Source organism: Streptomyces sp. NBC_01454 (assembly GCF_036227565.1).
Taxonomy (GTDB): Bacteria; Actinomycetota; Actinomycetes; order Streptomycetales; family Streptomycetaceae; genus Streptomyces.
Window position 1 is genome coordinate 213,994 of sequence record NZ_CP109460.1, and the last position, 12,050, is coordinate 226,043.

At 74.6% G+C, this 12,050-nt stretch carries 1 protein-coding gene; it reads right to left on the reverse strand.

Features of this window, described 5'->3' with window-relative positions; genetic code table 11:
- Positions 1 to 31: 31 nt before the first annotated feature.
- Positions 32 to 11,848, reverse strand: a complete 11,817-nt coding sequence (locus OIU81_RS00630) for an SDR family NAD(P)-dependent oxidoreductase (protein ID WP_329141955.1) — start codon at positions 11,846 to 11,848, stop codon at positions 32 to 34.
- Between the last annotated feature and the right edge of the window lie 202 nt (positions 11,849 to 12,050).

The window sequence follows — 12,050 nt, forward strand, 5'->3', positions numbered from 1 at the left end:
TCGGGGTGTGGCTTCGTCGGGACGGCGGTGTTCAGCCGTCCGTGGCGCCGAACGCGAGGCGCACGAGGTCGTCGACTTCCATGCTCTCGATGGCGTCGGAGTCGGGGGCGTCATCGGCTTGCGGCTCGCGGTCCGCGGCGGACGGTTCCGGCTGCGCCAGCGCCAGCAGGTCGTCCAGCAGCCCGGCCGCCCGCAGCCGTGCGAGGGGGATGGCGGCGAGGGCGTCGCGTACCGCCGCTTCGTCCTCCGGTGCGGCGGCCGTCCCCGCGGGGTGCTCGGGGACGAGTTCCGTGCACAAGTGGTCGGCGAGGGCCAGCGGTGTGGGGTAGTCGAAGACGAGTGTGGCGGGCAGCAGGGCCCCGGTCGCGGTGCCGAGCCGGTTGCGCAGTTCCACCGCGGTCAGCGAGTCGAAGCCGAGGTCCTTGAACGACTGCTGGTCACCGACCTCGGCCGCGGAGGCGTGGCCGAGCACGGCGGCGACCTGGGTGCACACCACGTCGAGTACGGCGTGGTGGGCCTCGTCGCGGGTCAGGGTGGCGAGCGTCCGGGTCAGGCTCTCGGCGGAGCCCGGTCCGGCCGGTGCCGGGCCGGCCGCTGCGGTGCGGCGTGCCGCGGTCGGCAACAGGCCGCTCAGCAGGGGCGGTACAGGCCCGCCGGAGCCCAGGGCGCGCTGATCGACCAGCATCGGCAGCAGCGCGGCCTCGGGCCGGTCGAGCGCCGCGTCGTAGAGGGCGAGTCCGCGGTCGGCGGGCAGGGCGGGCAGCCCGGCACGGGCCATGCGTTGCAGATCGGCTTCCGTGAGTCCGCTGGTCATGCCCGTCGTGCGGGACCACGGCCCCCAGGCGAGGGAGGTGGCGGGCAGCCCGGCGGCCCTTCGCTCGGCGGCGAAGGCGTCGCAGAAGGCGTTGGCGGCGGCGTAGTTGGCCTGGCCGGGAGCGCCGAACACCCCCGCGGTCGAGGAGAAGAGGACGAATGCCGCCAGGTCCTCGTCACGGGTGAGTTCGTGCAGATGGACCGTCGCGTCGGCCTTGGGGCGCAGGACCGCGTGGAGCCGCTGTGGGGTGAGCGAGGTGACGACGGTGTCGTCGAGTACGCCGGCGGTGTGGATGACGGCCGTCAGCGGATGCTGCTTCGGCACCGCCTCCAGCAGACCGCTCAGCGCCGCACGATCGGCGATGTCACACGCGACGACCTCCACCTCGGCACCGAGACCCGCCAACTCCTCACGAAGACCGTCCACACCCGGGGCGTCCGGGCCCCGACGGCTGGCCAGCAGCAGATGCCGCACCCCGTGCTCGGCCACCAGATGGCGGGCCACCAACGCACCCAGACCACCCGTACCACCCGTGACCAACACCGTCCCCTCCGCATCGAGCGGAACCGGCATCGTCAGCACCACCTTGCCCACATGCCGCGCCTGACTCAGGAACCGGAACGCCTCAGGCGCCCTCCGCACATCCCACGCCGTCACCGGCAACGGCTCCAGCACACCCCCCTCGAACAACTCCCGCACATGCGCAAACATCTCCCCGATCCGATCCGGCCCCGCCTCGATCAGATCGAACGCCTGATACCGCACGCCCTCATACCCGGCCGCAACCTCCTCCGGATCACGGATGTCGGTCTTGCCCATCTCCAGGAACCGACCACCACGCGGCAACAACCGCAGCGACACATCCACGAACTCCCGCGCCAGGGAATCCAGCACCACATCCACGCCCCGGCCACCGGTCGCCGCCAGGAACGACCGCTCGAAGTCCAGATCACGCGACGAGGCGATGTGCGCCTCGTCCAGGCCCAGCGCGCGCAACGTTCCCCACTTGCCCGGGCTCGCAGTGGCGAACACCTCCGCACCCAGATACCGCGCCAACTGCACCGCAGCCATCCCCACACCACCGGCACCGGCATGCACCAGCACGGATTCGCCGGCCTGCACCCCACCCAACTCCACCAGGGCGTAGTACGCGGTCAAGAACACCACCGGAACCGACGCCGCCTGCGCGAACGACCAGCCCTCCGGAACCCGGACCACCATCCGCTCATCCGCCACCGCCACCGGCCCGAACGCGGACGGGAACAACCCCATCACCCGGTCACCCGGGGCGAATCCGATGACGCCGGGGCCGGTTTCCGTGACCACGCCCGCGCCCTCGAGGCCGAAGGCGCCGGCGTCTCCGGGGTACATGCCGAGGACGTTCAGCACATCGCGGAAGTTCACCCCGGCCGCCCGGACCGCGAGGCGTATCTCGCCCTGTTCCAGCGGCCGTTCGGCGTCGTCGTGGGGCAGGAGGGTGAGGTGGTCGAGGGTGCCCTTGCCGGTCATGCCCAGGCGCCAGCCGGTGCCGTCGACGGGCTCGCGCAGCGCCGTGCCGGCGTGGACGGGGGCGACCTTCGGCAGGTGCACGGTGCCGCCGCGGACGGCGAATTGCGGCTCGTTCGTGGCCAGTGCGGCGGTCAGTGCGGCGTAGGAGGCGTCCTGGCCGTCGAGGTCGGCGAGGACGAACCGGCCGGGGTGCTCGGACTGTGCCGAGCGCACCAGGCCCCAGATGGGGGCGGCCGCGGCATCGTGGTGGGTGGTGCCGGGGGCGTCGACGGCGCCCCGGGTGACGAAGACGAGGCGGGCCGCGGCGGGCGGGTCCGCCAGCCATCGCTGGACCAGCGCCAGTGCGCCGGTCGCCGCCTCGTGCGGGTCGGCGGTGGGGAGCGCCACGAGGACGGTGCCGGTGGCCTCCTGGAGGTCGGGGCCGGTCAGCCGGGTGGCGGGCAGGCCCGCGCCGTCCAGGTCGGCGGCGAGGTCTTCGCTGTCCAGGACGAGGAGGCGGGCCGGCTCCTCGGGGGACGTCGTGGGAAGGGGGGCCACGGGCCAGTCGAGGTGGTAGAGGGGGCCGGCGGAGCGGGCGGAGAGCGCGATGCGGTCCGGGGAGAGCTCGCGCAGCGTCAGCGCCTCGATGTCGGCGACGGGCCGGCCGTCAGTGTCGGTGAGGGCGAGGGACACGGTGTCGGGTGCGGACAGGTCGAGTCGGGCCCGTAGCTGCGTGGCACCGGTGGCGTGGATCTGCACTCCGCGCCAGGAGAAGGGCAGCCGTCCGTGGTCGGTGTCCTCCGTGGGCAGGAACGCGGTCGCGTGCAGGGCGGCGTCGAACAGCGCCGGGTGGAGGGCGAAGTGGTCCGCGTCCTGGTGTGCGGGCGGGGGCAGGGTGATCTCGGCGTGTATGCCGTCGCCGTGGCGCCAGGCGGCGCCCAGTCCTTGGAACAGCGGCCCGTAGTCGAAACCGCCGGCGCTCAGTTGTGCGTAGAGGTCCTCGACAGGGAGGGGCTCGGAGCCGGCGGGCGGCCATGCCGACGGGGCGGGCGCCGTGGGCTCCGGGTGGGCTGCGGTGAGGGTGCCGGTGGCGTGCAGCGTCCAGGGCTCGCCGGGAGCCGGGTCGGTGCGCCGAGCATGGACGGTGAACGGGCGCCGGCCCTGCCCGTCGTCGGCGCCGAGGACCGCCTGGAGGTCCACCGCGTCCTCCTCGGGCAGGACGAGCGGGCTGACCAGGGTCAGGTCCGCCACCCGGGGGCAGCCCGCCCGGTCGCCGGCCAGGACGGCGAGTTCCACGAAGGCCGTGCCGGGGACGACGGCGGTGCCCGCCAGGGCGTGGTCGGCGAGCCATGACTGGTCGGCGACCGAGAGCCGGCCGGTGAACAGGCGGCTGCCGTCGGCGAGTTCGACGGCGGCGCTCAGCAGCGGGTGGCCGGCCTGGCTGATTCCGGCGGTCGCGTGGGCGCGGGGAGTGGGCCAGTAGCGCTGCCGCTGGAAGGGGTAGGTGGGCAGGCCGTCGACGGCCCGATGCCCCTGGTGGGCGTTGGCGACGGCGGACCAGTCGAGGTCGGCGCCGTGGACGTGGGCGCGGGCGAGACCGTCGAGGAGTGCGTGCGGCTCGGGCTTTTGGTCGTGCAGGAGCGGGATGACCGCCGTGCCGGTGGCGTCGGGGGGCAGGCATGCGGCTGTCATGGCGGAGAGGGTGCCGTCGGGGCCGAGCTCGACGAAGCGCTGTACGCCCTGGGCGGCGAGCCCGCGGACGCCGTCGTGGAACCGGACGGCTCCCCGCACCTGCCGTACCCAGTAGTCGGGGAGGTCCAGTTCGGTGGCGGGCTCGCCGGTCAGGTTGGACACGACGGGGAGGCGCGGCGGGTGGTAGGTGAGCGTCTCGGCGACGGTGCGGAACCCGTCCAGCATCGGGTCCATGTGTGGTGAGTGGAAGGCGTGGCTGACCTGGAGCTGCTTGGTCCGGCGGCCGTCGGCGGCGAGCCGGTCGGCGATGCGTGTCACCGCGGCGCGGTCGCCGGAGATCACGACGGAGTCGGGGCCGTTGACGGCGGCGATGCAGACCTGCCGGTCGAGCCCGTCGAGCAGCGGGCGCACCTCGTCCTCCGTCGCCTGGAGCGCGACCATGGCGCCGGTCTCCGGGAGCGCCTGCATGAGCCGGCCGCGGGCGGCGACGAGGGCGCAGGCGTCGGCCAGGGAGAACACGCCGGCGACGTGTGCGGCGGTCACCTCACCGATGGAGTGGCCCAGCAGGTGGTCGGCGTGCAGGCCGGTGCTCTCGGCGAGGCGGTGGAGGGCGGTCTCCATGGCGAACAGGGCGGGCTGGGTGTATGCGGTGCGGTGCAGCAGTCCGTCGGTGTCGTGGAACATGACGTCGCGCAGCGGCCGGTCGAGATGGCCGGCGAAGTGGTCGCAGATCTCGTCGAGGGCCTGGGCGAACACCGGGAAGGTGCGGTGCAGTTCGTGGCCCATGCCGGGGCGCTGGGCGCCCTGTCCGGTGAAGAGGAAGGCGGTGCGTGCGCCGGGCCGGGCAACGCCGTCCACGGCTCCGGTGGCCGGCTCACCGGCGGCCAGCCCGTTCAGGGCGGTCAGCAGGCCGGCGCGGTCGGTGCCGTGGGCGACCGCGCGGTGCTCGAAGGATGCGCGGGTGGTGGCCAGGGCGTGGCCGACGGCCGCGGCGGGCAGGTCGGCGTGGTGTGCGGCGTGCGTGTGCAGGGCGGTGGCCAGGGCGCGGAGCGCTTCGGGGCTGCGGGCCGACAGCGGCCAGACGACGGCCAGCGGGGCGGCATCGGCGGCATCCTGTGTGCCCGGCGCCGGGTGCGTCACGTCGGCCGGGTCGGTGGGCCCGGCCGTCTCGGGGGTGACGTGTTCGAGGATGACATGGGCGTTGGTGCCGCTGAAGCCGAAGGAGGAGACAGCCGCTCTGCGGGGCCGCCCGTGGTCGGGCCAGGTGGTGGGGGCAGCCAGCAGTTCCACGGCGCCTTCGGCCCAGTCCACGTGGGTGGAGGGCGTGTCTAGGTGCAGCGTCTGCGGCAGCAGGCCGTGGCGCAGGGCCTGCACCATCTTGATCACCCCGGCCACGCCGGCCGCGGCCTGGGTGTGCCCGATGTTCGACTTCACCGAGCCTAGCCACAGCGGCTGGTCCCCGGTGCGCTCCTGGCCGTAGGTGGCGAGCAGCGCCTGTGCCTCGATCGGGTCGCCGAGGGTGGTACCGGTGCCGTGGGCCTCGACGGCGTCGACGTCGCCGGCCGTGAGCCGGGCGTCGGCGAGCGCGGCCCTGATCACCCGTTGCTGGGAGGGGCCGTTGGGCGCCGTGAGGCCGTTGCTGGCGCCGTCGGAGTTGATGGCGCTGCCGCGCACGACGGCCAGCACCGGGTGCCCGTTGCGCCGGGCGTCGGACAGCCGCTCGACCAGCAGCACGCCGGCGCCCTCACCCCAGCCGGTGCCGTCGGCGCCGTCGGCGAAGGCCTTGCAGCGGCCGTCGGCGGACAGTCCGCGCTGGCGGCTGAACTCCAGGAACGCGGCGGGTGTGGACATCACGGTGACGCCGCCGGCCAGGGCGAGCGAGCACTCCCCCGACTGGAGGGCACGGACGGCCCAGTGCAGGGCGACGAGTGAGGAGGAGCAGGCCGTGTCCACGGTGACGGCCGGGCCTTCGAGGCCGAAGGAGTAGGCGATGCGGCCGGAGACCACGCTCGCCGCGTTGCCCGTGCCCAGGTATCCGTCCACGGACTCGGCGGCGTTGCCCAGGACGGTGGTGTAGTCCTGCCCGTTGGTGCCGGCGAAGACGCCGGTACGGCTGCCGCGCAGCGACAGCGGGTCGATACCGGCCCGCTCGAACGCCTCCCAGCAGACCTCCAGCAGGATCCGCTGCTGCGGGTCCATGGCCAGGGCCTCGCGGGGTGAGACGCCGAAGAAGCCGGCGTCGAAGCGGTCGGCCTCGGTGAGGAAACCGCCCTGGCGGGTGTAGGTCGTGCCCTCGTGCTCCGGGTCGGGGTCGTAGAGCGCCGCGGTGTCCCAGCCCCGGTCGTCGGGGAACTCGCCGATGGCGTCGCCGCCGGCGGCCAGGAACTCCCAGAACGCCTCCGGGGTCCGCAGGCCGCCGGGGAAGCGACAGCTCATCGCCACGATCGCGACGGGCTCACCGGCCGTGGTGAGGTCGGCTCCGGATGCCGCCACCTCCTCGCCATCGCCGAGTAGTTCGGCCAGCAGATAGGTGGCGACGGCCGCGGGCGTGGGGTGGTCGAAGACCAGGGTGGCCGGCAGCCTGAGTCCGGTGCGGCGGCCGAGGGCGTTGCGCAGTTCGAGGGAGGTCAGGGAGTCCAGGCCGAGGTCCCCGAAGGCACGCTCGGCGTCGACCCGCCCGGCCGAGGCGTGACCGAGGACGGTGGCGATCTCGGTGCGTACCAGGTCGAGGACGTGGGCGTGGCGCTCTTGCGGTGCCAGGGCGGCCAGTGCGTGGGCGGCCGGGGACGCGGGGTCGCTGCCGGGTGCGGCCGCCGGGGCGGCGGTCCGCTTGGCGGGGCGGCCGGCGAGCGTCCGGAGCAGGGGGGCGACCGCCGGTCCGCTTCTGCGGATCGCGGCGACATCGAGCGGCACCGGGACCGGAACGGCCCGGTCCTGGGCCAGACAGCGGTCGAACAGGGCGAGCGCCGCCTCGGTGGACAGCGCGCCGACGCCGCCACGGTCCATCCGCCGCCGGTCCGTCTCGTCCAGGCGGGCGCTCATCTCGCTGCGCTCCGCCCACATGCCCCAGCCGAGCGCGAGGGCCGGGCGGCCCTCGGCGCGGCGCCGGTGGGCGAGCGCCTCCAGGAAGGCGTTGCCGGCGGCGTAGTTGCCCTGGCCGGGGCCGCCGAAGGTGGCGGCGGCCGAGGAGAACAGGACGAAGGCCGACAGGTCGAGGTCCCGGGTGAGCCGGTCGAGGTTGACCGCGGCATCGGCCTTGGGGCGCAGGACGGTGGCGATCCGCTCGGGGGTGAGGGAGGAGATCACCCCGTCGTCGAGCACCCCGGCGGCGTGTACGACGGCGCCCAGGGGGTGTGCTTCGGGGAGGGTGGCCAGCAGGTCGGCCAGTGCCGTGCGGTCGGCGGCATCGCAGGCGGCAAGGGTCACCCGGACGCCCAACTCACGCAGTTCCTCAGCCAGTTGGACGGCGCCGGGCGCGGCGGCACCGCGTCGGCCGACGAGCAGCAGATGCCGTACGCCGTGGCCGGTCACCAGGTGTCTGGTCACGGCGGCGCCGACGGTCCCGGTGGCTCCGGTCACCAGCACGGTACGGAACGAATCGAAGCGGGCTCCGGCCGTGGGAGATGTGGACGCGGTGGTCCGGGAGTGCGGGGGAAGCCGGGTCAGACGGGGGGCCAGAAGGCGCGTGCCGCGAACGGCGAGCTGGGTCTCCCCTGATTCCATGGCCGCGTCGACGACCGCGGCGGACAGGTCGGTGTCGGCGTCGGCGTCCACCAGCAGGAAGCGGTCGGGGTTCTCCGACTGCGCCGAGCGCACCAGGCCCCACACCGCGGCGGCGGGCAGGTCCGTGACGGTCTCGTCCGGGCCGGTGGCGACGGCGCCCCGGGTGCGGAGGACCAGCCGCGCGTCGGCGAGGCCCGGCCGGGCGAGCCAGTTCTGCAGCAGCGTCAGGGCGTCCACGACCGAGGTGTGGGCGGCGTCGGCCGGTTCACCGGACTCGGCGGCTTCGGCGGTCCGCCAGGGCACCACGACGAGGTCAGGAACCTCGGCGCCCTGTTCCACGGCCGTGGCGAGCGCGTCCAGTTCACGGTGGAACGCGGGTGCGTCCGCGTCGGCCCCGGCCTCTTCCGCGCCGAGGACGGCGACCCGGCGGGGCCGCTGCCGTGCGGTGGGCGGCCGCAGCCCGGTCCACTCGACGGTGAAGAGATCGTCGCGGCCGGCCGGGTCCTGCGGGGGTGCGAACTCGGTGGCGGGTACGGGCGTGACGGAGCCGAACGAGGCGACCGGCTCGCCGAGTTCGTCGGTGAGGTGGAGCTCCAGGCCACCGTCGTCCGCGGGGGCGAGGCGGGCGCGCACCGATTCCGCGGCCACCGCGTGCAGCACGCAGTCGCGCCAGGACACGGCGACGGCGTCGGGGTGTCCCGCCGCCGGGAGCGCCTGGAGCACGGCGTCGAGCAGCGCCGGGTGGAGGGCGAACCGGGCCGCGTCGCCGCGGTAGTCCTCGGGCAGTGCGGCCTCGGTGAACACCGTGTCGCCCTGCCGCCATACAGTGCCCGGGCCGTGCGGGGCCGCGTCGCTTTCCTGCGTCGCGCGGAGCAGGCCGGTGTCGACGGGCCGGGCGTCGGCGGGCGGCCAGGTCCGCAGGTCGTGGCCGGGGAGCCGGGGCGGCTGTGCGGTGAGCGTGCCGTGGGCGTGCCGCGTCCACGGAGTCTCGTCGTCCGGCCGGTCGGCGGGGCGGGAGTGCACCGTGAGGGTGCGCTGCCCGTCCGGTTCCGCGGCGGCGTCGAGCACCACCTGGATCTCGACGGCGGACTGCTCGGACAGGACGAGGGGGGCGTCCACCGTGAGTGCGGCGACGTGTTCACAGCCGGCGACCGCGCCGAGGTGCAGGGCGAGGTCGAGGTAGGCGCTCGTGGGGAGTGGGACGCGGCCGTCGAGTGCCCGGTCGGCGAGCCAGGGGTGTGCGGAGGGGGTGAGGAGTCCGGTGGAGACGACGGCGCTGCGGTCCGCGAGGGTGATGGCCGTCGGGAGCAGGGGGTGTTCGCCCGTGCGGTGCGCGGGGGCCGCCTCGGGGGCCAGCCAGTAGCGCGCGCGCTGGAAGGCGTAGGTGGGCAGGTCGACGCGGTCGGCGCCGGGGAAGAGGCGGTCCCAGTCGGGGCCGGCGCCGCGGGTGTGCAGGGCGCTCAGCGCGGTGAGGAGGCTGTGGGCCTCGCCCCGGTCCTTGCGCAGGGCGGGCACGAGCAGGGGGCCGGGGTGGCCGGGGTCCGCGTCGAGGCAGCCCTGGGCCAGGGCGGTGAGGGTGGCGTCGGGGCCGATTTCGAGGAAGCGGGTGACGCCGCGCCGGTCCAGGGCGCGGATGCCGTCCGCGAACCGCACGGCCTCCCGTACGTGCCGTACCCAGTAGTCGGCGGTTCCCAGGTCGGTGGCCGGCTCCCCGGTCACATTGGAGATGACCGGGAGGGTGGGCTGATGGAACGTCACGCTCTCGGCCACGGAACGGAATGCGTCGAGCATGGGGGCCATCAGCGGGGAGTGGAAGGCGTGGCTGACCCGGAGCCGTCTGGCCTTGCCGCCCTGCTGCTCGAAGTGCCGGACGAGCGGGGCGAGCGCCTCCTCATCGCCGGCGACGACGGTCATCCGGGGGCCGTTGACGGCGGCGACGCTCAGCCGTTCGCCGGCGTCGGCCAGCAGCGGCAGCACCTCGTCCTCGGCGGCCCGGAGCGAGAACATCGCGCCCCCGGCCGGGAGTTCCTGCATCAGACGGCCGCGAGCCGCCACCAGACGGCAGGCGTCCGGCAGCGAGAGGACGCCGGCGACGTGCGCGGCGGCCAGTTCCCCGATGGAGTGGCCGAGGAGGAAATCGGGGGCCGGCCCCCAGGAGGCGACGAGCCGGAAGAGCGCCACTTCGAAGGCGAACAGGGCGGGCTGGGTGAAGCCGGTGCGGTCCAGCGCGGCCGCGTCCTGGCCGAAGACGACGTCCGCGAGCGGCTGGGGCAGCTCCGGGTCGAGGTGGGCGCAGATCTCGTCGAAGGCCGCCGCGAACACGGGGAACGCCGCGTGGAGATCACGGCCCATCCCGAGGCGCTGGGCGCCCTGGCCCGCGAAGAGGAACGCCGTCTTGCCGCGGCCGGCCGTGCCCCGGACGGCCGCGGTGTCGTCACCCTGCGCGAACCGGGCGAGGTGCCGGAGCAGCTCCTCGCGGTCCTCGCCCAGCACCACCGCGCGTTCCTCGAAGGCGGTACGGGTGGTGGCCAGCGAGGCGCCGATGTCCTCGGCGCGGGCGTCGGTCAACTGGGCTGCGTGGGTGAGCAGTTGGGCCGCCTGGGCGCGGAGGGCGGGCGCACTGCGGGCGGAGAGCACCCAGGGCACGACCGGGAGCGGCGCGGCGGCGGGCTGCTCGGCGGGGGGCTGCTCGGCGGGGGGTGCGGGCTCCGCCGCGTCGGGGCCGTCGGCCTGCGGTGCGGTGTCGGCGGGCGGGGCCTGTTCCAGGACGGCGTGGGCGTTCGTCCCGCTGACGCCGAAGGCCGAGATGCCGGCGCGGCGCGGGCGGTCGGTGTCGGGCCAGTCGACGGCGTCGGTGAGCAGCCGGACGTCGCCCTCGCTCCAGTCGACGTGGGTGGAGGGCCGCTCGGCGTGCAGGGTGCGGGGCAGCACGCCGTGCTGCATCGCCTGCACCATCTTGATGACGCCGGCGACCCCGGCCGCGGCCTGGGTGTGCCCGATGTTGGACTTGACCGTGCCGAGCCACAGCGGGCGGCCGGCTTCCCGTTCCTGGCCGTAGGTGGCGAGCAGCGCCTGTGCCTCGATGGGGTCGCCGAGGGTGGTGCCGGTGCCGTGTGCCTCGACGGCGTCCACGTCGGACGTGGCGAGGCCCGCCGCGGTGAGTGCCGCGCGGATCACGCGCTGCTGGGACGGCCCGTTGGGGGCGGTCAGCCCGCTGCTCGCCCCGTCCTGGTTGACGGCGGTGCCCCGGACGAGGCCGAGGATGCGGTGGCCGTTGCGGCGGGCGTCGGAGAGCCGCTCCAGCAGCAGCATGCCGGCGCCCTCGCCCCAGCCGGTGCCGTCGGAGTCGTCGGAGAACGCCTTGCAGCGGCCGTCGGCGGACAGCCCGCGCTGGCGGCTGAACTCCAGGAAGGTGACGGGGGTGGACATCACCGTCACACCGCCGGCGAGGGCGAGGGAGCACTCGCCCTGGCGCAGTGCGTTGCAGGCCAGATGCAGGGCGACCAGGGAGGAGGAGCAGGCGGTGTCGACGGTCACCGCCGGGCCTTCGAGGCCGAAGGTGTAGGCGACCCGGCCGGAGGCGATGCTGGCGGCGCTGCCGTTGCCGAGGTGTCCTTCGAGTCCGGCGGGCGGCTCGGTGAACCGCGAGCCGTAGTCGTTGTACATGACGCCGACGAAGACGCCGGTGGGGCTGCCCTTGAGGGTCTGCCGTCGCAGGCCCGCCCGCTCGAAGGCCTCCCAGGACGTTTCGAGGAGGAGGCGCTGCTGCGGGTCGGTCGCCAGCGCCTCGCGGGGCGACATGGCGAAGAAGTCGGGGTCGAAGTCGGCGGCGTCGTGGAGGAAGCCGCCTTCCCGGGTGTAGCACGTGCCGGGGTGGGCGGGGTCCGGGTGGTAGAGGGAGTCCACGTTCCAGCCGCGGTCCTCCGGGAAGGGCGTGATGCCGTCGGCGCCGTCGGCGACCAGCTGCCACAGGTCCTCGGGCGAGCGCACATTGCCGGGGTAGCGGCAGCTCATGGCGACGATCGCGATGGGCTCGCGCTCGCGGGCCTCCATCTCGCGCAGCCGCTTGCCGGTGCGGTGGAGATCCGCCGTCACCCGTTTCAGATAGTCGCGGAGCTTTCCCTCGCTCACCGTTCAGCTCCCTTCCCCGGACCGCTCGGCGGACCGGCGGCCTGCCTCACACCGGCGACCACGACGCTGGAATCTCTACTCGCTGATCACATTCTGTGGCCGCCGGTCGGCCGAATTGAGCGCTGGCCGGGGACTCTAAGAGAACCCCTAGGAGGTGTCCGGCCCGCCTCGACGGGCGCTGCCGGGCATCCGCCGAGGCGTC